Source organism: Pseudoxanthomonas sp. YR558 (assembly GCF_900116385.1).
GTDB lineage: Bacteria > Pseudomonadota > Gammaproteobacteria > Xanthomonadales > Xanthomonadaceae > Pseudoxanthomonas_A.
Window position 1 is genome coordinate 71,993 of the sequence record NZ_FPCI01000001.1, and the last position, 24,392, is coordinate 96,384.

Sequence of the window (24,392 nt, forward strand, 5' to 3'; positions counted from 1 at the left end):
AAGCCAGACCAGTCTTGATGCGCGCCGCTGCATCGTGCTGCGATGCAGCGCGCAAATGCGCGAAACCTCAGGCGCGCGCGGGTTGTCCCGAGCCGAACAACTCGACGGCGTACGCCGCCGCGCCGAGCAGGCCGGGACGCGGGTGCACGTTCGCGAGCGTCGGCACGCGGCCCATCGCCGGCGAGAACCGGCCCTTGTGTTCGAAGCGTTGGCGGAAGCCGGAATGCTGCAGCGACGGCAGCAGCTTTGGCACCAGTCCACCGGTGAGAAACACGCCATCCCATGCGCCGGTGGTGAGCACCAGATCGCCTGCGATCGCACCGAACACCGCGCAGAACACATCCAGCGTGCGCACGCAGCGCGGATCGCCGGCGGCGGCGCGCGCGGTGACGTCTTTCGGCTCCAGCGGACCACCCGGATCCTCGCCCGCGATTTCGCTGAGCGCGCGATACAGGTTGACCAGGCCGGGGCCGCAGATCAGGCGTTCGTTCGACACGCGGCCGAACTGTGCGGACAGGATTTCGAGGATGCGGATTTCTTCCGGCGTGCCGGGCGGAAAACTGACATGGCCGCCTTCGGTTTCCAGCGGGTAGGCGCGGCCGTCGCGGATCACCAGCGCGGCGACGCCCAGCCCGGTGCCGGGGCCGATGACGGCGTACGTGCGTGGCACCGACAGCGGTGCGGGGTTCCAGCGTGCGCCGCCAATGGCGACCACATCGCGCGGTGTCAGCAGCGACACGGCCATGGCCTGCGCGGCGAAATCGTTGACCAGCTTCAGGCCTTGGAAACCGAGCGCCTGGCGCGTGCGGTTCACCGAGATGACCCAGGGATGGTTGGTGATGCGGGCTTCGTCGCCATCGACGCGGCCGGCGACGGCGAACACCCCGTTCTGCGCAGTGGCGCCGGTCTCGTCGAGATAGTGCTGCGCGGCATCGGCAAGCGACGGGAAATCGGCCACCACGAACTCGCGCACGCTGTCGTCGAGCAACGGCACGTCGGCATGCGGATCGGCCAGCGCGAAGCGCGCATTGGTGCCGCCGATATCGGCGAGGAGGACGCGATCAGCGTTGCTCATGCGGGAAACATCCTGTTCGCTGCAGTGTGGCTTCCGAAACTGGTCCGCTGCATTCGCCTGGTCGATCCTGTGTTGCCGTGGAGTGGCCACGTCGCGTGGGCGGCGCATGATAGCGCGCACCTGCGCCGCGGGGATGTCGCGATGCTCGCGTATGCGACATGCGTATACGTATGCGCGATTCCGGCATACGCGGGAACGGGGGCGAGCGTGCGGGGCGAAGAAGAACGCATGGGCGGCAGGATGTGCGGTGGGGACTTCAGGACATCGGCGCCGAGGCCGCTTGCGCTGTGAAAACGGTTACATGGCAGAATAGCGCAACTTCCCCGCCCACGGAACGGGAAGCGAACACGTCGCCCGCGAGGGTGGCGGCTGCGACCGGGAGGGGCCCGGCGGCGGCAACCCAGTAGACGGGCGATGCCCGACCGGAGCAGTGATGGCCAGTGTCCAACTCGACCGCGTGCGCAAGGTGTACGACAACGGCCAAGTCGCCGTGCACGGGGCCAGTTTCGAGATCGCCGACGGCGAACTCATGGTGCTGGTGGGTCCGTCCGGCTGCGGCAAGTCGACGCTGCTGCGGATGATCGCCGGCCTCGAGGACATCACCGACGGCAACCTGATGATCGGCGGTCGCCGCGTGAACGACGTGGCCCCGAAGGACCGCGACATCGCGATGGTGTTCCAGAGTTATGCGCTGTACCCGCACATGACCGTGGCCGAGAACCTCGCCTTCGGACTGAAGCTTCGAGGCGTGGCGCGTGCGGAGATCGACCGGCGGGTCAACGCCGCGGCCGACACGCTCGGCATGACCCACATGCTGGGCAAGCTGCCGCGCGAGATGTCCGGCGGACAACGCCAGCGCGTTGCGCTGGGGCGTGCGCTGGTGCGTGAGCCGTCGGTGTTCTTGCTCGACGAACCGCTGTCGAACCTCGACGCCAAGCTGCGCCATTCCGTGCGCACCGAGATCGGGCGGCTGCATCGCCAGTTGGGCGCGACGATGGTCTACGTGACGCATGATCAGGTCGAAGCGATGACGCTGGGCCAGCGCATCGTGGTGTTGAAGGATGGCGAGATCCAGCAGATCGACACGCCGATGGCGCTGTACGACCGGCCCGCGAACCTGTTCGTCGCCGGCTTCCTGGGCAGCCCGGCGATGAACGTCCTGCAGGGCACGCTGCAGCAGGATGAAGGGTTGCGGTTGGTGCTCGACGGTGGTGCGGCCGTACCGCTGGGGCCGGCGCCGGTCTCCAGCGCGTGGCTCGGACGCCGCGTGGCGATGGGACTGCGACCCGAGCACCTGCAGCCAGCCGGTATCGGCAAGCCGGCGTTCGAAGCGCAGGTCGAGCTGATCGAGCCGGTGGGCAACGAGGTCTTCGTCAATCTGTCCTATGCCGGCCAGGCACTGGTTGCGCGCATGCCGCCGCAGCACCTGCCCGAACCCGGTCACGCACTGCGCGTCACGCTGGAGAATGCCGTGCCGCATTTCTTCGATCCGGACAGCGGCATGCGGCTGGGGTGAACGAAAAAGGGAGGCCGAAGCCTCCCTTTTCTTTTACACGGCCTCTTTGTCGTCAGCGGCGGCTGACGGTGTGGACGGCCTGTGCGACGTAGTCCAGGTTCTGCTGGTTCAGCGCGGCCACGCAGATGCGGCCCGTGCCGACGGCATAGATGCCGAACTCATCGCGGAGGCGATCGACCTGCGCCTTGCCCAGGCCGGAATACGAGAACATGCCCGCCTGCTGCTGGATGAAGGCGAACTCCGGCGCGCCCAGCGCCGCCAGCTTGTCGACCAGGCCGGCACGCAGGGCATGGATGCGCTCGCGCATGCCGCCGAGTTCGATCTCCCACAGCGCGCGCAGCTCCGGGCTGGCCAGCACGCCGGCCACCAGCGCGGCGCCGTGCGTGGACGGGCTGGAGTAGATCGTGCGGATGATGCGCTTGACCTGCGACTGCACCGCCTTGGCGGCGGTGGCATCGGGAGCGACCACCGACAACGCACCCACGCGCTCACCGTAGAGCGAGAACGACTTCGAGTACGAGTTGGCGACGACGAAACTGTCGATGCCGGCCTCGGCGATGATCCGCACGGCCGCGCCATCTTCGGCGATGCCCTTGTCGAAGCCCTGGTAGGCCATGTCGATGAAGGGGAACAGGCCGCGTTCTTTCAGCACGCCCGCCACCTGCTTCCACTGGTCGACCGTCAGGTCGGCGCCGGTGGGGTTGTGGCAGCACGCGTGCAGCAGTACGACGGTGCCCGGCTTGAGTTGGCCGAGGTCGGCGAGCAGGCCGGCGAAATCCAGGCCGTGGGTGGCCGCATCGAAGTAGGTGTAGTCGACGATGTCGAAGCCGGCGGCGCCGAATACCGCGCGATGGTTCTCCCAGCTCGGGTTGCTGATGGCCACGGTCGCGTGCGGCAGCAGCTTCTTCAGCAGGTCCGCGCCGACACGCAGCGCACCGCTGCCGCCGACGGTCTGGGTGGTGGCCACGCGGCCGGCGGCGACCAGGGCCGATTCCTTGCCGAAGACCAGCTCGCGGGTCGCCGCGTCGTAGGCGGCCAGGCCGTCGATCGGCAGGTAGCCGCGCGGTTTGGCGGCGGCGGCCAGCGCCTGTTCCACCTGGCGCACGCAGTCGAGCAGGGGGATGCGACCCTGTTCGTCGTAATAGATGCCGACGCCCAGGTTGACCTTCTGGGTACGCGGATCGGCGTTGTAGGCCTCGGTCAGCCCCAGGATGGGGTCGCCGGGCACCAGTTCGACGGATGCAAAAAGAGACACGGAATGTGGGCCGTTGGTGTGGGAGGGGGGAGGGGTGGAGCGGCCTGCGATGCTAACAGGCGCGGGCCTTTCCCGTACTTCCTGGCGGGGGCGGCGTACGGCGACCGGAGGCCCGGGCACGGCGTGGCGGGGGCCGCTATACTCATTCGTTGGTGCGCCGTTGGGCGTATTCGATTGCCATATGAATCAATAGATTGGCAATCAAAGCTGATCCCTTTACATACTTGCGGCAGCGCGTCGGCACGGTCCGGTCGCGATGCCCGGAAGACACCGCCGCATGCGCCTTTCCACCATCAAGCTGTCCGGTTTCAAATCGTTCGTCGATCCCACCGTGCTCCACCTGCCGACCAACATGACCGGCGTGGTCGGGCCGAACGGGTGCGGCAAGTCGAACATCATCGACGCGGTGCGCTGGGTCATGGGCGAGAGCTCGGCCAGCCGCCTGCGCGGCGATTCGCTGACCGACGTGATCTTCTCCGGCAGCTCCGCGCGCAAGCCGGTCAGCCAGGCGACCGTGGAACTGATCTTCGACAACAGCGACCACGCCATCAGCGGTGAGTTCGCGGCGTTCAACGAAATCTCGGTCAAGCGCCAGGTCAGCCGCGACGGCCAGAGCAACTACTACCTCAACGGCACCAAGTGCCGCCGCCGCGACATCACCGACCTGTTCCTCGGTACCGGCCTGGGCCCGCGCAGCTACTCGATCATCGAGCAGGGCATGATCAGCCAGATCATCGAGGCCCGCCCGGAAGACCTGCGCGTGTACCTGGAAGAAGCCGCCGGCATCTCCAAGTACAAGGAGCGCCGCAAGGAAACCGAGACCCGCATCCGCCACACCCGAGAGAACCTGGATCGCCTCAACGACCTGCGTGAGGAAATCGGCAAGCAGCTCGAGCACCTCAAGCGCCAGGCCAAGCAGGCCGAACAGTACAAGGCGCTGCAGGAAGAGCGCCGGGTGAAGGACGCCGAATGGAAAGCGCTCGAGTACCGCGGCCTGGACGGCAAGTTGCAGGGCCTGCGCGAGAAGCTGGCCCAGGAAGAAACCAAGCTGCAGCAGCTCATCGCCGAACAGCGCGAAGCCGAGCGCCTGCTGGAAACCGACCGCGTGCGTCGCGAGGAAGCCGCCGACGGCCTCAACAAGGCGCAGGGCGAGGTCTACCAGGTCGGCAGCACGCTGGCCCGCGTCGAACAGCAGATCCAGCACCAGCGGGACCTCGCCGAGCGCCTGAAGAAGGCGCGCGACGAAGCCCACAACGCCCTGCAGGAACTCGGCCAGCACATCAGCGGTGACGAAACCCGCCTGAACGTGCTCCGCGATTCGGTTGCCGATGCCGAACCGCAGCTCGAGCAGCTGCGCGAAGAAGACCTCATGCGCCAGGACGCCCTGCGCGAGGCCGAGACAGCATTGGCCGACTGGCAGCAGCGCTGGGAAACCCATAGCCGCGAGACGGCGGAAGCCTCACGCGCCGGCGACGTGGAACGCACCCGCGTCGATTACCTCGACCGCCAGGCCTTCGAGGCCGACCGCCGCCGCGAAGCGCTGGCGAACGAGCGCACCGGGCTGGATCTCGATGCACTGGCTAGCGCGTTCGAACAGCTGCAGCTGCAGCACGACACCCAGAAGGAATCGCTGGAGACGCTGACCGAGCAGGTCGAGACGCGCAAGCAGGGTGCCGCTGACGTGCAGGAGCAGCAGCGCGGCACGCAGACCGAATTGTCCGACGTGCGCAAGCGCGCGCAGGAAGCCCGCGGCCGCCTGTCCTCGCTGGAGACGCTGCAGCACGCCGCGCTCGGCCAGGAGCAGGGCGCGGCGATGAGCTGGCTGCAGGCGCGCGGCCTGGACAGCGCGGCGCGCGTGGGCGAGAAGCTCACCGTCGAGCCGGGCTGGGAGAACGCCGTGGAAGGCGCGCTGGGCCAGCTGATCGAAGGCGTGCTGGTCGATGCGCCCGAATCCCTGGTCGACGCGCTGGGCGAACTGGGCGAAGGCCGCATCGCGCTGGTGTCGGGCGAAGCGGGCGAGGTCGCCTTCTCGCCGACTTCGCTGGCCGCGAAAGTGCAGGGCCCGGCCGCGATCCGTCGCTTGCTGGCCCGCCTGCATGTCGCCGACGACCTTGCCGAGGCGCGTCGCCTGCAGGCGCAGCTGCCCGACGGTGATTCCGTCATCACTCGCAACGGCGAACGCCTGGGCAACGGCTGGGTGCGCGTGCTGCGCTCGGGCGCGGCCAAGCAGGGCGCGCTGCTGCGCGAGCGCGAGATCCAGTCGCTGCGCGGCGAGATCGAAACGCTGCAGGCCCGTGAAGCCGAACTCGAAGAGCGCCTGGCCAGCCTGCGCGACCAGTTGCTGGCCGCCGAGCAGCAGCGCGAAGACGCCCAGCGCACGCTGTACATCGCCCACCGCGGCGTGTCCGAACTGGCCGGCCAGTTGCAGAGCCAGCAGGGCCGCGTGGACGCCACCCGCACACGCATCGAACGCATCGACGGCGAGATCGCCCAACTCGTCGAAACCCTCGACGCCAGTCGCGAGCAGGCCCGCGAGGCCCGCGCGAAGCTGGAGGACGCCGTCGGCCGCATGGGCGATCTGGAGTCTGCCCGCCAGGCACTGGAAGGCGAGCGCCGCGAACGCGTCGACGCCCGCGACCAGGCCCGCGAAGCCGCGCGCACCTCGCGCGACACCGCGCATGCGCTGGCATTGACGCTGGAATCGCAGCGCGCCCAGATCGTCTCGCTGAGCCAGGCCCTGGACCGCATGGGCGGCCAGCGCGGCCAGCTGGATTCGCGCCTGGAAGAACTCACCCTGCAGTTGAACGAAGGCGATTCGCCGGTGCAGGAACTGGATGCCCAGCGCCAGGCCGCGCTGGAGCATCGCGTCACCGCCGACCGCCAACTGGCGGAAGCGCGCGCGCTGCTCGACGGCATCGACAACGAACTGCGCCAGTACGAACAGACCCGTCAGCAGCGCGATGAGCAGGCGCTGGCCCAGCGCGAGCGCATCTCGCAGCGCAAGCTCGACCAGCAGGCGCTCGCGCTGAAGGCCGAGCAGCTGTCCGAGGCGGTCGTGACCGGCGGCTTCGTGCTGGAAGACGTCGTCAACACGCTGCCGGAGGTCGCCGACATCCGCGAGTGGGAGCAGGCCGTCACCCAGATCGACGGCCGCATGCGCCGCCTGGAGCCGGTCAACCTGGCCGCCATCCACGAATACGGCGAAGCCAGCCAGCGCTCGGAGTACCTGGAGGCGCAGAACGCCGACCTGACCTCCGCGCTGGACACGCTGGAAGAAGCCATCCGCAAGATCGACCGCGAGACCCGCGGCCGCTTCAAGGACACCTTCGACCGCGTCAACGCCGGCGTGCAGCAGCTGTATCCGCGCTTGTTCGGCGGCGGCCACGCCTACCTGGAACTGACCGGCGAAGACCTGCTGGATACCGGTGTGTCGATCATGGCGCGCCCGCCGGGCAAGCGCGTGTCGAACATCTCGCTGCTGTCCGGCGGCGAGAAGGCGATGACCGCGGTGGCGCTGGTGTTCGCCATCTTCCAGCTCAACCCCGCGCCGTTCTGCCTGCTGGACGAGGTGGACGCGCCGCTGGACGAAGCCAACGTCGGCCGCTTCACCAACATGGTCAAGGAGATGAGCGAGAAGGTGCAGTTCCTGTTCGTGTCCCACAACAAGGCCACGATGGAAGCCGCACACCAGCTCAGTGGCGTTACCATGCGGGAACCCGGTGTCAGCCGCCTGGTGTCGGTGGACCTCGAAGAGGCCGCCCGCCTGGCCGGCGCCGCCTGACCCTGATCGATCCCAACCTGCCGGAGAATCCCCTGTGTCCGACATGGCCATGCTTCGTATCGGAATCCTCGTCGCCGGCGTCCTGCTGCTGGCGGCGATCTTCCTGTTCGGACGTCCCAAGAAGCCCAGCCAGGGCCGTCGCATCGAAACCACCGAGCGCGACACCGCGCGTGTAGAACCCAGCATCGCCGGCGACGACACCAGCGAGCAGGTGCAGGACTACAGCGGCGAACGCGTCAGCCAGCCGCAACTCGGCCTGGCCGGCGGCACGCCGGTCGCCGGCGTGGACAGCGACCTGGGCAGGCGCCCCAGCCAGGATTTCGACAAGATCGTCTCGCTCTACGTCGCCGCCAAGGCCGGCCACGTGCTGCGCGGCGAGGACATCGTGGTCGCCGCCGAGAAGACCGGCCTGACCTTCGGCCACATGAACGTATTCCACCGCCTGGTGGAAGGCCACCCCGAGCGCGGCCCGGTCTTCAGCATGGCCAACATCATGCAGCCGGGCAGTTTCGACATGGCCACCATCCGCGAGCTGGAAACCCCGGCCATCGCGTTCTTCCTCACCCTGCCGGCGCCGATGACCGCGCTGGAAGCGTGGGAAAAGCTGGTCCCCAATGTCGAGCGCATGGCCGAACTGCTGGGCGGCGTGGTCCTCGACGACAGCCGCAATACGCTCGGCCGCCAGCGCATCCAGCACATCCGCGAAGAACTCCGCGCGTACGACCGCCAGCACGAAGCGCCGCCGCTGACGAAGGCGCCGCGGTGGTGAGATCAAGGGTGGTTAGGCGATAGGCATTCTTATGGGGAGATTTGAATGCGATTACCGTTCTACGTCACGTTCTTCATACTGCTGAGTGCGTCCTTATTGTCTTACGCGAAGCCTCCTGTTTCTCAAGCGAGGGAGAGTGTTGTCGCTTCTCGTGTTGCGGCTTCGAGCTCGTCTCAGCAGCAAGATTTGCGCGAGCAGAATTTATTGCTTAAGCAGCAAGTAAAGCTTCTGGAAGACTCTCACGATTCAATCTTGGCAACGACCCACTGGGCGCTCGGTGGTGTGTTCACCATGGCCTTCCTCTTGGCGGGCTTCTCATGGTTGAACAACAACAAGCTTTATTCGGCGGACAAGCAGCGATTGAAGGAGGAATTGGAGGCCAATATAAGTAAGGCGATCGCAGATCTTCAGCTAAGTGAGCAGGATCAGCGAGGGAACTTGTTTTTGGCGGTCGATAAAAAACTTGAAGTTCAGAACGTTCGACTTGATGACAGTGTTTCAGCTATTCGGACGGTCATTGATGACTTTCGAAAGCAAGAGTCTGGCCGGCGAGATGAGTTGCTGAGATCCGTGGAGAGTCGAATTGAGTCTCTAATTGGTCGAACAAGTGGCGAAATATCAGAGGTCAGATCTCGTAATGAGGAGTTGAGATCTAGGATCGACTCTTTGAGTGAAAAGCTCGGAGCTCTTCAAGATGTTCTGAGTAGTAATTCATCAAGAATTGATAAGGAGCTGCAGCAGGGAGCAGCCATTGCTCGAGAGATTGAGGAGCATATATGGAAGTTGAAGAAAATCCCTTCGAACATCTTAATAACTCAGCTGCAGGGCTTGAGTGCGAGCCTTGCTGCTGATGATGAGTGGGGTGTGAAGAGAGTTCTGGCTCGAATGAAGTCTACGATCAATGATGAATTCGTTTCTTCTGGTCTTAAGATTCAAAAAAGGATGAAGGGTCTTTTCGAAGATTCCCTCGCACAAGCACAAAAGATTGTGGCTGTTGAGGCTTCCGAGGTTTTACAGCTAATACTGGATAATTTGGAAGAGGACGCAGAGCCCTAATGTGGGTGGTTGCGATATGCAGCACCGGAGTGCATAGGTTGGGGTGAGCGAAGCGAAGCCCAACGTCGCACGCATTGGTCAGGCGCCTGCATCGGATCGAGGTCGCGTGTTGGGGTTCGCTTCGCTCACCCCAACCTATGAGATCCTCGCCGGGCGCAATGCAGTGGAGTGCTTACGATGCCGCACCGCATCTTCACCACCTCTTTCGCCAGCGTGTATCCCATGTACGTGCAGAAGGCCGAACGCAAGGGTCGGACGAAGGCCGAGGTCGATGAGCTCATCCGCTGGCTGACCGGTTACGACCAGACCGGGCTCGAACGGCAGATCGACGAGAAAAAGGATTTCGAGACCTTCTTCGCCGAGGCCCCGCAACTCCATCCGCATGCCTCGCTCATCAAGGGCATGGTCTGCGGCGTCCGCGTGGAGGATGTGGGCGACCCGCTGATGCAGAAGATCCGCTACCTCGACAAACTGGTGGACGAGCTGGCGAAGGGGAAGGCAATGGCAAAGATCCTGCGGTAGGGCCTGGGGACATCTTCTTGGACACACTCACCCTCCTGCTGCCGGCGCTCTTCATCGCCGGGTTCATGCACCACATCGTCTTCTGGCTGCTCTTTTTCTTCGTCGTCAAGGTGCGGATCGCCGACAAGGCGCTCGTGGTCGATGAATCGCCGAGGTTCTCCTTCCTGTGGACGAAGTGGCCGCACGAGGAGATGCGGGCGTACCGGCGGAGCCTCAGCGATGAAGAGAAGAAGCGGTGGATCAACCGGTACCTCTGCAACGCGAATTTCCTTGGGCTGTTGCTGATGGTGCCTTTCCTGCTGGGCGTGTTGTTGATGGTCGTCGCCGGGGATTGAGCCGACGTCGGGCCCTTGGCCCACCCCCTCGCCATCCCGCACACTGCGTCCATGCCCCGCAATGTCCTCTTCATCTGCACCCAGAACCGCCTGCGCAGTCCGACGGCGGAGCAGGTGTTCGCCGACTGGCCGGGGATCGAGACCGCGTCGGCCGGGCTGGGCCATGAAGCCGGCACGCCGGTCTCACCGGAGGTGCTGGCGTGGGCGGACCTGATCTTCGTGATGGAGAAAGCCCATCGCAATCGCCTCGCGAAGCGGTTCCGCGCGCACCTCAACGGCAAGCGCGTGATCTGCCTGGACATCCCCGACGACTACGACTTCATGGATCCCGTGCTCATCCAACTGCTGAAGCAGAAGGTCACGCGGTTCCTGCCCGTGGGTTGACCATGCGGCCTTTGCCTTCAACCCCTTCAGGGAGGTCTCCCGTGGAGCGAACCATCAACAGTTCGTGGCGCGTGTTCTTGTTCCCATCCGCACTCATCAGCGTGTTTCCGGTCTTCCTGATGTACATCAACTGGGGAGATGCCGACGCCCGTCAGGCTCCCGTCATCGTGTCATTGATCTGGTTGTCGATCCTGATCCACGCCGGTCGTGGATGGGCGAGGGTCCGGGCAGCACACCGCGTTCAACCCATCCTGGTCACAGACAAGCAACAGATTCTTTCCCTGCTGAAGGGCCCCCGCCGAGCGAGGATGATCTGGTTCTCGGTGACGATGGCTGCCGCCATCGTTTCGGCAGTCGCTCTGGGAGTCACGGGGAGGGTGGGATGAGCGCGGGCGTTCCTGTCCCTCTGCGCCTCACCGACGTCCGCCCCTTCATCGGCAGCAAGGACTTCGACGTCTCCCGGTCCTTCTACGAGGCCCTCGGCTGGACGACGCACTACCTCGACGAGCAGCTCGCCCTGATGACGAACGGCGTGCACCGCTTCTATCTGCAGCGCTATTACCAGAAGGACTGGCTGGAGAACACGATGCTGCACATCACCGTGGCCGATGCCGCCGCGTGCCACACGCAGATCGCTGCGGTGTTGGCCGGCGGCGCGTTCGGCGAGGCCCGTGTCGCGCCGCCCAAGCACGAGGATTACGGTGCCTGGGTGACTTATGTATGGGACCCGGCGGGCGTGCTGCTGCACCTGGCGCAGTGGGACGAGGCATGACCCGCCCCCTGCAGACCTGGACCGGCAGCTGCCACTGCGGCGCGGTGCGCTTCGAGATCGACACCGACTTTCCCGAGCTGACGCAGTGCGACTGCTCGATCTGCCGCAAGAAGAACGCGCTGATGGTGAAGGTTCACGAAAGCGCCTTCCGCCTGCTGGCCGGCGCCGACGTGCTCGCCGACTACCAGTTCCACACGCACACTGCGCACCATCATTTCTGCAAGGTGTGCGGCATCTACCCGTTCCACCGCAAGCGGGTTACGCCGGACTACTACGGCATCAACGTCTATTGCCTGGACGGGTTCGATCCGGCCGGCATTCCGGTGAGGATGACGGTGGGCGCGGGCATGCCGTGACCGCCGGCCCGACATTGGGTGGCGGGCTGCTGTGACATTGAAGGTTGGGGATCGGACTCCGGACCCCATCGACGGCGCTCCAAGCTTCGCGCGCAAGGCTCGACATCCCAACGATGGGGCACGGGAGCTCCATCGATGGCAATCCGAAAACCATCGATCGCCCGCAAAGCCCCATCAATCACGTTCCGAGCTCCATCGATCGAGCTCCCCAGCCCCATCGATCACACGCCGAAAGCCATCGGTGGCATGCCCGAGCTCCAACGATCGCGTTCGGAAACCCATCGATGGCATTCCGAGCCCCATCGATCGCACTCGTAGCCCCAACGATGGGGCTCCTGAGCTCCATCGTTGGGATTCCGAGCCTTGCGGACGGTCCGGCGGCTGAAGGCACGCGATGCGTCGGAGGACAGGGACGGCCCTCGACCCGCCCGGCTTGCATCTCCCGTCACGGCCCGCGGCCTTAGAATTCACCTATGACGCCGCCGACCCCCGCTGCCCGCATCGCCGACCTCCGCCGCCAGCTGGAGGACGCCAACTACCGCTATCACGTGCTGGACGAGCCCAGCATCCCGGACGCCGAGTACGACCGCCTGCTGCGCGCGCTGGACGAACTGGAAGCAGCGCACCCCGAGCTGGTCACCGCCGATTCGCCCACCCAGCGCGTGGGCAATGCGCCGGCCGGCAAGTTCTCCGAGGTGCGCCACGCCATCCCGATGCTGTCGCTGGGCAATGCCTTCAGCGACGAGGAAGTGCAGGACTTCGTCCGCCGCATCGCCGACAAGCTCAAGCGCCCGGCGTTGCGCTTCTCGGCCGAACCCAAGCTCGACGGCCTAGCCATCAGCCTGCGCTACGAGAACGGCGCCTTCGTGCAGGGCGCGACGCGTGGCGATGGCGCCACCGGCGAGGACGTCACCCTCAACCTGCGCACCATCAAGGCCATCCCGCTGACGCTTCGTGGCACCGGCTGGCCTGCCGTGCTGGAAGTGCGCGGCGAGGTCTACATGCCGCGCGCGGACTTCGAGAAGTACAACGAGCACGCGCGCAAGCACGGTGGCAAGGTGCTGGCCAACCCGCGCAACGGCGCGGCTGGTTCGCTGCGCCAGCTCGACCCGCGCATCACCGCGCAGCGGCCGCTGGCGTTCTTCGCCTACGGCACCGGTCTGGTCGAGGGTGGCGAACTGCCGGATTCGCATTCGGCCACGCTGAAGCAACTGCGCGGCTGGGGGTTCCCGGTCAGCAGCCTCAGCGACGTGGTGGAAGGCGTGGACGGCCTGCTCGGTTACTACCAGCGCATCGGCGAAGCGCGCGACGGCCTGCCGTTCGACATCGATGGCGTGGTCTACAAGCTGGACGACGGGGAAGGGCAGCGCGAGATGGGCTTCGTCTCGCGCGCGCCGCGCTGGGCGATCGCGCACAAGTTCCCGGCGCAGGAACAGATGACGGTGCTGGAATCGATCGAGGTCAACGTCGGCCGCACCGGCGCGGTGACACCGTGGGCGCTGATGCAGCCGGTGCATGTCGGTGGCGTGACCGTCACCCGTGCCACCCTGCACAACGCCGACCAGGTGGCGCGCCTGGACGTGCGCAACGGCGACACGGTGATCGTGCGCCGCGCCGGCGACGTGATCCCGGAAGTGGTCGGCGTGGTGCCGGAGCGGCGTCCGGCCGGCACCGTGCCGTGGCAGATGCCTACCGAATGTCCGGTGTGCGGCTCTGAGATCGTCCGCGAGGAAGGCGAGGCCGTGTGGCGCTGCAGCGGTGAGCTGACCTGCCCGGCGCAGCGCAAGGAGTCGATCATCCACTTCGCCTCGCGCCGCGCGATGGACATCGAGGGCCTGGGCGAGCGCTTCGTCGAGGACCTCAGCGACCTCGACTTCGTGCAGAACGTGGCCGACCTCTACAAGCTGACCGTCGACGACCTGCTCGAGATGAAACGCCGCGTGGACGAGCGCGACGGCACCACCCCGCTCGCACTTACTAAGAGCGGGGTCAAGGCCGGCAAGGTGGCGACGAAGTGGGCCGAGAACCTGATCGAGGCCATCGACCGCAGCCGCCAGACCACGCTGGAGCGCTTCCTGTTCGGGCTGGGCATCCAGCACGTGGGCGAAAGCACGGCCAAGGCGTTGGCGCTGTGGTTCGGCGACCTGCAGCTGATCCGCCGGCTGCCGTGGCCGCTGTTCAAGCGCGTGCCCGACATCGGCGGGGAAGTGGCGCGTTCGCTGGGCCACTTCCTCGACCAGCCCGGCAACCAGCAGGCCATCGACGATCTGCTGGCGCGTGGCGTCGTCATCGGCGACACGCATCCGCCGTCGGGCAAGCTGCGCGCGACGCTGGACCTGGCGACGCTGCTGGTCGACCTGGAGATTCCCAAGGTCACCCGCGTGCGCGCCGAACAACTGGCCTCCGCGTTCCCGTCCGTGCCGGCGTTGCTTGATGCACCGGTGCACAACTTCGTCACCGCCGGCCTGCCCAGCGATTCGGCCAACGCCTTCGCCGCCTGGCTGGAGGACGAGGCCAACGCGCAGCTGCTGTCGCGCAGCGGCGCGGCACTGGAGACCTTGCTCGAGGTCACGCCCGAAGACGTCGCCACCGCCACGGGTCCGCTCGACGGCAAGACCGTCGTACTCACCGGAGGTCTTGCCGCGATGAGCCGCGACGAAGCCGGCGAGAAGCTCGAAGCACTCGGCGCCAAGGTCGCCGGCAGCGTGTCGAAGAAAACCCATCTGGTCGTGGCGGGCGAAGCTGCCGGCTCCAAGCTGGCCAAGGCGCAGGAGCTGGGCATCGAGATCTGGGACGAGGCGCAGCTGCTGGCGTTCCTGGCGCAGCACGGGAGCGGTGCGTGAGCCGCTGGCGACCGGGACCCGGCTGGAGCGAAGGCGTCGCCGGCCTCGACTGGGCACCGTCCGGCTCGCGCGATGCGTTGCGCCTGCGCGCCTGGGTCAACCGGCTGGTGCGCGAATTCTTCTTTGCGCGCGACGTGCTGGAAGTGGAAACGCCGATGATGTCGCGCGCGGGCAATACCGACGCCAACATCGCCTCGTTCACGCTTGAGTTCTCCGGCCGCACCGACGGCGCGTCGCGCACGCGCTGGCTGCGCACCTCGCCGGAGTTTCCGCTGAAGCGCCTGCTCGCCGCGGGCGTGGGCGACTGCTTCGAACTGGGGCGGGTGTTCCGCGATGGCGAGGCGGGCGGGCGGCACAACCCGGAGTTCACCATGCTCGAGTGGTACCGCGTGGGCTGGACGCTGGAACCGCTGATGGACGAGACGGTGGCGCTCGTGCAGGCGGCGTTGTCGATGATCGGGCGGGAGGCGACCGTATCGCGCGTGAGCTTCCGCGATCTGTACCGGCAGCACCTGGGCTTTGATCCGATGACGGCCGACCTGGATACCGTGCGCGACGCCGCGGCCGGCATCGCCATCGACGGCGAGGGCCTGACCCGCGACGACTGGTTGGACCTGCTGATGACGCACCGGCTGCAGCCGATGTTCGGCCGCGACGAGATCCGCGTGGTGCACGATTACCCGGCCAGTCAGTGCGCGCTGGCCAAGGTGGTGGAGCGCGACGGCGTGCCGGTGGCGGAGCGTTTCGAGCTCTACCTGGGCCCGCTGGAGCTGGCCAACGGCTACCACGAGCTCACCGATGCGGCGGAGCAGCGCCTGCGCTTCGAACGCGACGTGGCGACACGCAGCACGCGGGGCGAGGACGCGCCTGACATCGACGAAGGCCTGCTCGCCGCGCTGGCGCACGGCATGCCGGCCTGTGCGGGCGTCGCGCTCGGCGTGGACCGGCTGCTGATGGCGATGCTCGATACGCCGCGCATCGCGGACGTGGTTGCCTTCGATTTCGCGCGCGGCTGAAAGCCAGCCAAACACGCCACGCGCGTGGCTCGGACTGCAAACGATTACGTGGGCGCGCGTTCATGATCGCTGCGTAGATTGCGTTCCAACACCCACGAGGACGCACGCCATGGAACGCTCTCTGATCGCAACGCTGGTGCTGGGCACCGTCGCACTGTTCGGCGCCGTCGCGGCGAAGGCCGCACCGCAGTACGACGATCGCTATTACGGCAGCGGCCAGGTGGTGCGCTGCGACTCCAACGACAACCGCTACCGCGAGTGCCGCCTGGATACGCGTGGTAGCGTGCAGATCGTGCGGCAGGTTTCCAAGACGCGCTGCGAGGAAGGCCGCACCTGGGGCCGCACGCGCGACGGCGTGTGGGTCGACCGCGGCTGCCGCGCCGAGTTCGCCAGTGGTCGCAATGGGGGTGGTTACGGCAATGCCCAGCGCATCCGCTGCGAATCCAACGATGGCCGTTCGCGTACGTGCGCCATCAACGGCCGCGGCGACGTGCGCCTGGTCCGCCAGTTGTCCAAGGCGCGCTGCACCGAGGGCTACAGCTGGGGCCAGGACCGCAACGCGATCTGGGTGTCGCGCGGCTGCCGGGCCGAGTTCGAGGTGTACGGCCGCGGTAATGGCTGGAATGGCGGCGGCTGGAACAACGGCGGCTACGACAACGGGTACGGCAATGGCCAGACCTTCCGCTGCGAATCCGAGAAAGGCCGCACGCGCACCTGCGGCGTGGACGGCCGCGGTCGCGTGCAACTGGTCCGCCAGCTCTCCAATGCGGCCTGCATCGAAGGGCGCACCTGGGGCCAGGATGCCCGCGGCGTCTGGGTGACCGACGGCTGCCGCGCCGAGTTCCGCAGCTGGTGATTCCGCAGGTGTGAGGAGAGGCGGGGAGGGGCCGGTACAATGGCCCCATGACCGACCCCATCGATTACGCCCGCTACGACCGCATCCGTCCCATCCGCTGGACCGGGAGCGCGCTGGAACTGCTGGACCAGCGCAAGCTCCCGTTCGTGGTCGAGTACCTGAGCTGCACCACCAGCGACGAGGTGGCCGCGGCCATCCATGACCTGGCCGTGCGCGGTGCGCCGGCGATCGGCATCGCCGCCGCCTGGGGCGTGGTGCTGGCTTCCCGCGAGGTGATGGCCGCCACGCCGGCCGAGGCGATGGAGAAGCTGGAACCCGCCCTGCAGCGCCTCAACGCCGCCCGCCCCACGGCCGTGAACCTGGCCTGGGCGCTGGCCCGCATGCGCGCGGCGTTGAAGACCGCCGGCAGCGACTGGCGCGGCGTGCTGGAACTGGAAGCGCTGGCGATCGCCGAAGAAGACCTCGCCGCCAACCGCCACATGGGCGAGCTGGGCGCGGCGTTGATCGGCGAGGGCAGCGGCGTGCTGACCCACTGCAATACCGGCTCGCTGGCCACCGCTGGCTTCGGTACCGCACTGGGCGTGATCCGCGCCGGCGTGGCCCAGGGGCGCATCGGCAAGGTCTACGCCGGCGAGACCCGACCCTGGCAGCAGGGCGCGCGGCTGACAGCGTGGGAGCTGCAGCAGGACGGCATTCCCGCGACGCTGATCGCCGACTCGGCGGCCTCGCACCTGATGAAGACCGGGGCCGTGCAGTGGGTGGTGGTCGGTGCGGACCGCATCTGCGCCAACGGCGACACCGCCAACAAGATCGGCACCTACCAGCTGGCGATCGCCGCGCGCCACCACGGCGCGAAGTTCATGGTCGTGGCGCCGTCGTCCACGGTCGACATGGCCACGCCGAATGGCGACGCGATCCATATCGAAGAGCGCGACCCGGCCGAACTGCTGGGCATCGGCGGCACCCGCATCGTGGCCGAGGGCGTGGCCGCGTGGAATCCGGTGTTCGACGTCACCCCGGCCGCGCTGATCGACGCCATCGTCACCGAGAAGGGCGTGATCGAGCAGCCCGACGAAGCGCGCATGCGCGCGGCGTTCGGCGGATAGGGCTCGCCATGGGGGAAGGGCACGGGGAGCCTGAAAACGACGCAACGCGTCAGTCGGACGCGGCCCGGAGCCGCGCCCGATGAGGCGCCGGCGCCGTCGAAACCCTGCTGCGGCGGGCGCGAGCCCGCTGGCACGGGAGTTGCACCGCCTGGGTGACGTTGGCCAGGAATCGCGCATGCGCGCCCGCTCTCTTCCCGCTTCGCCCGTGGTAGCGCCCGGCATGCTGCGCAGTCTGCGTGGCCTGCTTGCGCGCGACTCCACGCGGGGCCTGAACGCAGCCGAGCGCGAAGACCTGACCCAGGCGCAGCTGCGCGCCACCCGTCCCATCGTCAGCGGTGTGCTGCTGTGCGGCGCGGTGCTGTTGGCGATCATCGCCGCATTCGAAGTGGTGGGCCTGACCCCGACGATCGGCTATCCGGCCTGGCTGCAGCTGGTGGTGGCGGGCGTGGTAGCCGCCTGCGCCGCCGGCGTGGCGCGCCTGACCCAATGGCAGCAGCGCCTGATCCTGACTTTGGTGGCGACACTGCTGACGGGCATCTTCATGAGCATGCCGCTCCCCGGCGCGACCGGGCAGCTCGCGCTGCGCACGGGTTTGTTCCAGTTGCTGCCGCTGGCGCTGATGGCGCTGATGGTGCGTCCGGTCTCGCTGCTGGCATTCGCGCTGCTGATCGTGGTGATGGCGCAGCTCCGCATCGTGCTGCACGGCGCGCCGGGCACGGGGAGTGCGCTGTACTGGCTGTACACGCTGACCACCATCGGGTTCGGCCTGGTGTTGGCCGGCTACCGCACCGACTTCGCCGTGTCGGCGTGGCAGATGCGCCGCCGCCTGGTGGAGCAGGCGCACACCGATGCATTGACCGGCCTGCTCAACCGCAACGGCTGGAGCGAGCGTGCCGATGCCGCGCATGCACGCGCCACTGCGGCTGGCGTGCCGGTGGCGTTGGTCGTGCTGGACATCGACTTCTTCAAGCACATCAACGACCGTCTGGGGCATGACGGTGGCGACGCTGTGCTGCAGCGGCTCGGAGCGATCATGCGCGCCCGCACCGGTGGAGACGAAGGTTGCGCCGCGCGCATCGGCGGCGAGGAGTTCGCCGTGTTGCTGGAGGGCGACGATGCGCTGTCCGCGCGCGCGTTCGCGGAGCGTGTGCGCGGCGAGTTCGGCAAGGAGCACGACGGTGTGGTCGCCACGCTGTCGGCCGGCATCGCCGAGCACGTGGCGGGCGAATCGCTGCGCGAACAGATGCGGCGCGCCGACCAGGCGCTGTACGAAGCGAAGCGCGAAGGGCGTGACCGCGTGTGCGTGGCACCACGTTCCTGAACGCCGAGGCTGAACGGTCGGCCTTCATTCCCAACATGACCATCCTGCGCTAGCATCCCTCGACGTTTCCGCGCGGGGACTGTCGGAGTCTCCCGCGCGTTCATCTGATGCCAGGGGACCATGAACGACGACCGCGCCCGCATGATGTGGGGAAAGTGGCGCCTGCCTTTGTTGGGGCTGGTGATCCTGTTGATCGTCGTCGGCCCGGTGATCCTGCTGCAGCAACTGGCGCGGTCCACGCAGAAGGCGGCGGACGAGGTCATCCATACGCACGAAGTCGAAGCCACCGTGCTCGGCCTGGCGCTGGATGTCCGCGAGATGGAAAGCTCGGCCATGCTGATCGCGCTGGGGGCGGACCACCCGCTTGCGCGCGCGCGACTGACGGCAGGCCGGACATCGCTACCTGAACGCTTCGAGTCGCTGGCGCGCCTGACCGCGGACAACCCCGAGCAGCTGGTGCGGGTGGGACGCCTGCGCGAGCTTGTCGATGCGCGCATCGAGGTGGTCGACCAGTTGCTGGAGGCGCCGGATGCGTATCGCGGATCGGTGGTGGCGCCGCTGGCGACCCGGTTCCCCATCCGCGGCCTGCTGAGCGAGATCCTCGCCGATGAGCGCGCGCTGCTGGAACGGCGCAGTACGGACGCCACACAACAGCGCCAGCGCATGGAGTGGATCCGGATGGCCGCGCTGGGGGCGCAGTTGTTGTTGCTCGCGCTGGTGGTGATGTCGCTGGGTCGCCAGATCGCGAAGCGTTTGAACGCCGAGAAAGAGACCGTTCGCGCAAGTCAGCGGGCGCTGGTGATGCTGGACACCGTGCGCGAGCCGATCGTGCTGCTGGACGGCGATCAGCACATCCAGATGCACAATATGGCCTTCGCGGAGCTGTACGGCATCGAGAAGGGGCGCGTGGTGGCCAGCCTGGACGACCTCGGCGACGCCTGGGGCGACAAGGTGATGCGCAAGCGGCTGGACGACGTGCTCGCGCGCGGGCGCGAGCTGTGGGATTACGAGCTCCAGCAGGACACCGCCGATGGCTTGCGCCGCACGGTGCTGCTCAATGCGCGACGCATGCCGTTGCCGGACAAGGACGATCACGCGGTACTGGTGACGGTCAGCGACATCTCGTTGCAGAAGACGGCCCAGCAGGAGATCGCCGCGCTGAACCGGCAGCTGGAGGGTAAGGTCGAGCAGGTGTCGGAAGTGAACCGCGAGCTGGAAGCTTTCAGCTATTCGGTGTCGCACGACCTGCGCGCGCCGCTGCGCCACGTGGCCGGCTTCTCGGACAAGCTGGGCCGGCACCTGGGCGAGGACATCGACGACAAGAGCCGCCATTACCTGTCCGTGATCGGCGATTCCGCGCGCCGCATGTCGCAGCTGATCGACGACCTGCTGGTGTACTCGCGCCTCGGACGCAGTGCACTGCGCCTGCAGGCGGTGGACATGCAGTCGCTGGTCGCCGAGGCGCGCGCGATGCTGGACGCCAACGAAGGCGACGGGCGCGCCGAACGGGTGGAGTGGCGGATCTCGCCGATGCCCATCGTGCTCGCCGACGACAATATGATGCGCCAGGTGTGGAGCAACCTGCTTGGCAACGCGATGAAGTACAGCAGCCAGCGCGACTGTGCCGTCATCGAGGTCGAGCACCGGAAGCAGGACGATGGCAGTCACCTTTTCAGCGTGCGCGACAATGGCGCCGGCTTCGACATGGCGTACGCCGGCAAGCTGTTCGGCGTGTTCCAGCGCCTGCACAAGGCCAGCGACTTCGCCGGTACCGGTATCGGTCTGGCCAGCGTGCGCCGCGTGTTGATGCGCCACGGTGGTCGCATCTGGGCCGAATCGGCGCCCGACCAGGGCGCGACCTTCTTCTTCACCCTTCCCGCGGCGCTCGATGCGCCATCTTCCAGAGAGAAAGACGCATGAGCGCCATCCGCACCATCCTGTTGGCCGAGGACAGCCTGGCCGACGCCGAAATGGCGATCGACGCCCTGCGCGAGGCCAACCTGGCCAATCCCATCGTGCACGTCGAGGACGGCGTGGAGGCGCTGGACTACCTGCTGCGCCGCGGTGCGCACGCCAACCGCGAGGAAGGCCTGCCGTCCGTGCTGCTGCTGGACATCAAGATGCCGCGCATGGACGGCCTCGAGGTGCTGAAGAACATCCGCAACCACGAGCAGCTCAAGCACCTGCCGGTGGTGATCCTGTCGTCCTCGCGCGAAGAGAGCGACCTGGCGCGCAGCTGGGACCTCGGCGTAAACGCCTACGTGGTGAAGCCGGTGGACATCGACCAGTTCTTCCAGGCGGTCAAGACGCTGGGCACGTTCTGGGCCGTTATCAACGAAACACCGGCGCAGGGCTGATCCATGCCGCGTACGGGAACACCGCTGGGGCGGGTGAGGATCCTCCTGGTCGAGGATTCCGAACTCGATGCCGAACTGCTCGTCGAGCAGTTGCAGGAGGCCGGGCTCGACGCCGAGTTCGTGCGCGTCGACGACGCGCCCAGCATGGCGGCGGCACTGGCGGGCGAACCGTTCGACCTGGTGGTGTCCGACATGGAGCTGCCGGGGTTTTCCGGCTATCAGGCCCTGGAGATCGTGCGCTCCCACGACGGGCGGCTGCCCTTCGTGTTCTTCTCCGGCACCATCGGCGAGGAAGCCGCCGTCAAGGCGCTGCAGGAAGGCGCCAGCGACTACGTACTCAAGCACAGTCCGGTGCGCCTGCCGTCGGCGGTGGCACGCGCCATCCGTGAAACCCGCCTTGAGCGCGAGCGCGAGTACGCGGAACGCGAACTGATGCGCTCGCAGCGGCTGGACTGCCTGGCGATGCTCGCGGCGGGGCTCAGCCACGACTTGCGCAACATCCTGCAGCCGCTGCTGATCGTGCCCGACCTGCTGTCCACCTACAGCGACGACCCGAAGATCCTGCGCCTGGGCGCGGTGATATCGGAAAGCGGCAAGCGCGGCCACGAGATGGCCGACTCGATGCTGTCCTTCGTCCGTGGCTCGCGCAAGGCGAGCGAGCGCATCGAAGTGGCGGCGTTGTTCCAGGCCGTCCAGCTGCTGCTGCAGGGCTCGCTGTCGAAGCGCGTGCGCCTGCTTATCGAGCCGCCGGAAGACGGGTTGCTGATCGAAGGCAACTACACCGAGTTCCAGCAGTGCCTGATCAACCTGTGCCTCAACGGCATTCAGGCGATGGCAGAGCAAGGGGGCATGCTGACGCTGTCGGCCCGTCGCGCGAGCGATGCGGACGGGCGCGACCATGTGGTGATCCGCGTGGCTGACGAGGGCAGCGGCATGGATGAGGCCACGCGCAGCCAGTTGTTCACCCCGTTCTTCACCACCAAGTCCAGCGGCACCGGTCTGGGCCTGATGTCGTGCAAGCGCATCGTCGAGTCGGTGCAGGGCCGGATCCAGGTCGAGAGTAGTGTGGGCCACGGGACGAGTTTCGAACTGTGGCTGCCTGCGGCGGCGTCGCTCGAATGGAGTGCTCCCGAAGGTGCCGTCTTCCACGACGGCGAAGGCCGTCGCATCCTGCTGGTCGATGGCGATGCCACGCGGCTTTCGCTGCTGGGCAACGCCTTGGCGGCGCAAGGCTACGACCCGATGATGGCGCCCGACGGTGCTGTCGCCCTGCAGCAGATCGCCCGCATCGGACTGCCGGCGTTGGCGATCCTGGACGACGACATCCTGTTGCTGTCGGCGGCGGACGTGCTGGCGGTATTGCAGGAGGCGGGCTTCGACGGTCCGGTGATCCGCCTGCGCGAACCCGGCACGCAGGAGGATCGCCACGATTGCGCGGCGGTGGTCACCAAGCCGGTGCAGATCCAGTCGCTGTTCGCCGCGCTCGAACACGCCCTCGGCCTGGGCGCCTGACCGGCGGTAGGTCGCGTCGCTTCAGACGTGGCCGACGGTGGCAGGTTTCAGCCGCTGCCACACGGCCCGCATGATCGGTTGTGCGCGGTACCAGCCGATCGGTGTGTCGGGGCAGTAGCGCTGCAGACGATCGCGCAGCGCCGGCGCGATCTCGTCGAACTCGCGCTGGTGATGCAATAGATACGCGTCGTAGCCCACCTTCAGACACTGCTCAAGATCACCGACCGTGGCGCCGACGACCTGGAAGGTGTCTTCGTTCAGACGTGTCTTCCAATATGCGAGCTCGGCATCGATATCGACGATCTGCGCGGTGGCGTGGGCGTTGCGGTGATGCAGACTGGCCATGGTGATCCCCGTGTCGTGAGGTGGTCTGACACGGCGAGTGTTGGATCGCCAGAGTGATGCTTAAGTGAAATAAAGAGCGTTTTAACCCGCATTTAACCGCGCGAGCGCGTTTTGATTCACCTTTGCATGCCTCGCGTGAATCTTATCGCTGGCGCATCGCCGCAGCCAAAATCGCGCGCTCGTCCATCAGGGCCGCTGGCGAGGGCGGGAACAGCGGTGGATCGTCTTCCAACGGTGCGTTGAGCCGTTCCCACACGCGTTCGATGACGGCCTGTGCGAGTGGCCAATCCAGCCGGACGCCGCGCACGATGCCCACGTGGTAGCGCGCAGGGAGGCTGGGTAGCAGTTCCTGCAGCGACTGCCGGTGCGAGAGCAGGTAGACGTCGTAAGCGAACTTCAGCGTGGGCACGTAGTGGCGGAACGGCGTGCCGGGCCGATGAAAGGGCTGACTGGCATAGGTGTCGGCCCAGAAAACCATTTCGGCGTGGATATCGATGACGGCACAGGGGGCGTGCGCGTCCGACCAGGCCGGGGCGATCGGTTGATGAAGGCATGACATGCGGTCCACTCCATGGCGCAAGGCCTGGCGGAGCATGGATCCGCTGGATGAAACACGGCTTACCGAGGCATGACAGCCGCGTTCCCGTCCCCGCCGCGCATCCGACAGCGCGACCCCCTGTGGCAACTTTCCCATCTGCGTCCTCACGGGCACGCAGTCCATGATCTGCCGGTTCTTGTTCTGGTTTTTCAGCCCCTGCAGACAGGAACACGGTGCGCCGCGCGCACGACGGCCAACCGTTCGTCGTCAAGTCACGTTAAGCATTCAATGCAAGCGGGCGGACGACGGTTCATGTTCGTCGAGCCAACGCCATGCTTCGCGCAGCAGCGTGCGCGCGATCGGCCAGTCCGGCCCGCTCTCGCCGCGAAGGCGCTCCCAGTGGTCTTCAAGTTCAAGTTCAGTGTCGAGATCCAGGTGCTGTCCGCCGTGATCCGCGTGGGAAGCCGCAGCGAAAGCGTAGGCCCGGCAGGCGTCTTCCCACGCGACGTCGGGGTGCAGCCGACGTCGGCGGCCGTAGTCGTAGGCCGTGAACGCGGCGAACGCGTCGTCGGCCCGATCGGGCGAACGGTAGGGTGTCTGGCGCAGGGTATCGAGCTGCTCGCGGTAGAGGTGTCGATTCATGGGCGGGCGCTTCCGGCGGGGGTGATGCCGTGGTA

General features: G+C 66.8%; 23 protein-coding genes. 18 read left to right on the forward strand and 5 right to left on the reverse strand.

Translation table 11 applies throughout. The features are described 5' to 3' along the window. Window positions 1–67 precede the first annotated feature (67 nt). Entirely contained in the window at window positions 68–1,075 is a 1,008-nt protein-coding gene (gene glk / locus BM365_RS00295; RefSeq protein WP_093485556.1) for a glucokinase, read from the reverse strand. A 433-nt stretch (window positions 1,076–1,508) separates the two neighbouring features. On the opposite strand from glk, the gene ugpC reads away from it, so the two are divergent. Continuing rightward, on the forward strand, window positions 1,509–2,591 hold the full coding sequence (gene ugpC / locus BM365_RS00300) for an ABC transporter ATP-binding protein (protein ID WP_093485558.1): 1,083 nt from the start codon (window positions 1,509–1,511) through the stop codon (window positions 2,589–2,591). A gap of 52 nt (window positions 2,592–2,643) precedes the next feature. Here ugpC and BM365_RS00305 read toward each other — a convergent pair whose 3' ends face one another. Continuing rightward, window positions 2,644–3,846 (reverse strand): amino acid aminotransferase, encoded by a 1,203-nt coding sequence (locus BM365_RS00305; protein ID WP_093485560.1) that lies wholly within the window; start codon window positions 3,844–3,846, stop codon window positions 2,644–2,646. A 277-nt stretch (window positions 3,847–4,123) separates the two neighbouring features. On the opposite strand from BM365_RS00305, the gene smc reads away from it, so the two are divergent. From smc to BM365_RS00390, 17 genes are all read left to right on the forward strand, one after another. Next, window positions 4,124–7,627, forward strand: coding sequence for a chromosome segregation protein SMC (gene smc / locus BM365_RS00310; protein WP_093485562.1), 3,504 nt, complete (start codon window positions 4,124–4,126; stop codon window positions 7,625–7,627). Between the two features lie 34 nt (window positions 7,628–7,661). Beyond that, window positions 7,662–8,396: a cell division protein ZipA gene (gene zipA, locus BM365_RS00315; protein WP_093485564.1), complete on the forward strand. Its 735-nt coding sequence runs from the start codon at window positions 7,662–7,664 to the stop codon at window positions 8,394–8,396. Between the two features lie 45 nt (window positions 8,397–8,441). Further along, window positions 8,442–9,452: a hypothetical protein gene (locus tag BM365_RS00320; RefSeq protein ID WP_093485566.1), complete on the forward strand. Its 1,011-nt coding sequence runs from the start codon at window positions 8,442–8,444 to the stop codon at window positions 9,450–9,452. A gap of 177 nt (window positions 9,453–9,629) precedes the next feature. Beyond that, window positions 9,630–9,974, forward strand: coding sequence for a DUF2200 domain-containing protein (locus BM365_RS00325; protein WP_093485567.1), 345 nt, complete (start codon window positions 9,630–9,632; stop codon window positions 9,972–9,974). A gap of 17 nt (window positions 9,975–9,991) precedes the next feature. Beyond that, a complete protein-coding gene (locus tag BM365_RS00330) occupies window positions 9,992–10,309 on the forward strand; it encodes a hypothetical protein (protein WP_093485569.1) in 318 nt (105 codons plus the stop codon). Between the two features lie 51 nt (window positions 10,310–10,360). Continuing rightward, entirely contained in the window at window positions 10,361–10,693 is a 333-nt protein-coding gene (locus BM365_RS00335) for a low molecular weight protein tyrosine phosphatase family protein (protein WP_093485571.1), read from the forward strand. 41 nt (window positions 10,694–10,734) lie between these two features. Then, entirely contained in the window at window positions 10,735–11,079 is a 345-nt protein-coding gene (locus BM365_RS00340) for a hypothetical protein (RefSeq protein ID WP_139227245.1), read from the forward strand. Further along, the gene (locus BM365_RS00345) at window positions 11,076–11,465 is read left to right on the forward strand and encodes a VOC family protein (protein WP_093485575.1); all 390 of its coding nucleotides are present in this window, start codon (window positions 11,076–11,078) and stop codon (window positions 11,463–11,465) included. Before BM365_RS00340 ends, BM365_RS00345 begins: the two co-directional genes overlap by 4 nt. Further along, window positions 11,462–11,821, forward strand: coding sequence for a GFA family protein (locus BM365_RS00350; protein ID WP_175502022.1), 360 nt, complete (start codon window positions 11,462–11,464; stop codon window positions 11,819–11,821). The genes BM365_RS00345 and BM365_RS00350 overlap by 4 nt, the downstream gene beginning before the upstream one ends. A gap of 473 nt (window positions 11,822–12,294) precedes the next feature. Then, window positions 12,295–14,664, forward strand: a complete 2,370-nt coding sequence (gene ligA / locus BM365_RS00355) for an NAD-dependent DNA ligase LigA (RefSeq protein WP_093485577.1) — start codon at window positions 12,295–12,297, stop codon at window positions 14,662–14,664. After that, window positions 14,661–15,680, forward strand: a complete 1,020-nt coding sequence (epmA, locus tag BM365_RS00360; protein ID WP_093485579.1) for an EF-P lysine aminoacylase EpmA — start codon at window positions 14,661–14,663, stop codon at window positions 15,678–15,680. The genes ligA and epmA overlap by 4 nt, the downstream gene beginning before the upstream one ends. A 109-nt stretch (window positions 15,681–15,789) precedes the next feature. After that, entirely contained in the window at window positions 15,790–16,536 is a 747-nt protein-coding gene (locus BM365_RS00365) for a DUF3011 domain-containing protein (protein ID WP_093485581.1), read from the forward strand. A gap of 47 nt (window positions 16,537–16,583) precedes the next feature. Then, entirely contained in the window at window positions 16,584–17,642 is a 1,059-nt protein-coding gene (gene mtnA, locus BM365_RS00370) for an S-methyl-5-thioribose-1-phosphate isomerase (RefSeq protein ID WP_093485583.1), read from the forward strand. A 175-nt stretch (window positions 17,643–17,817) separates the two neighbouring features. After that, on the forward strand, window positions 17,818–18,963 hold the full coding sequence (locus BM365_RS00375; protein ID WP_158253510.1) for a GGDEF domain-containing protein: 1,146 nt from the start codon (window positions 17,818–17,820) through the stop codon (window positions 18,961–18,963). A 120-nt stretch (window positions 18,964–19,083) separates the two neighbouring features. Further along, window positions 19,084–20,883 carry a sensor histidine kinase gene (locus BM365_RS00380; RefSeq protein WP_093485587.1) on the forward strand — a complete coding sequence of 600 codons (1,800 nt, stop codon included), beginning with the start codon at window positions 19,084–19,086 and terminating at the stop codon, window positions 20,881–20,883. Then, window positions 20,880–21,320 carry a response regulator gene (locus BM365_RS00385; RefSeq protein ID WP_093485589.1) on the forward strand — a complete coding sequence of 147 codons (441 nt, stop codon included), beginning with the start codon at window positions 20,880–20,882 and terminating at the stop codon, window positions 21,318–21,320. Before BM365_RS00380 ends, BM365_RS00385 begins: the two co-directional genes overlap by 4 nt. Before the next feature lie 3 nt (window positions 21,321–21,323). After that, window positions 21,324–22,832 (forward strand): ATP-binding protein, encoded by a 1,509-nt coding sequence (locus tag BM365_RS00390; protein WP_093485591.1) that lies wholly within the window; start codon window positions 21,324–21,326, stop codon window positions 22,830–22,832. Between the two features lie 21 nt (window positions 22,833–22,853). On the opposite strand, the gene BM365_RS00395 is transcribed toward BM365_RS00390, so the two are convergent. From BM365_RS00395 to BM365_RS00405, 3 genes are all read right to left on the reverse strand, one after another. Continuing rightward, window positions 22,854–23,177, reverse strand: coding sequence for a hypothetical protein (locus tag BM365_RS00395; RefSeq protein WP_093485593.1), 324 nt, complete (start codon window positions 23,175–23,177; stop codon window positions 22,854–22,856). A 142-nt stretch (window positions 23,178–23,319) separates the two neighbouring features. Continuing rightward, the gene (locus tag BM365_RS00400) at window positions 23,320–23,736 is read right to left on the reverse strand and encodes a hypothetical protein (protein WP_139227247.1); all 417 of its coding nucleotides are present in this window, start codon (window positions 23,734–23,736) and stop codon (window positions 23,320–23,322) included. Between the two features lie 264 nt (window positions 23,737–24,000). Then, window positions 24,001–24,357, reverse strand: coding sequence for a hypothetical protein (locus tag BM365_RS00405; RefSeq protein ID WP_093485597.1), 357 nt, complete (start codon window positions 24,355–24,357; stop codon window positions 24,001–24,003). Window positions 24,358–24,392 lie beyond the last annotated feature (35 nt).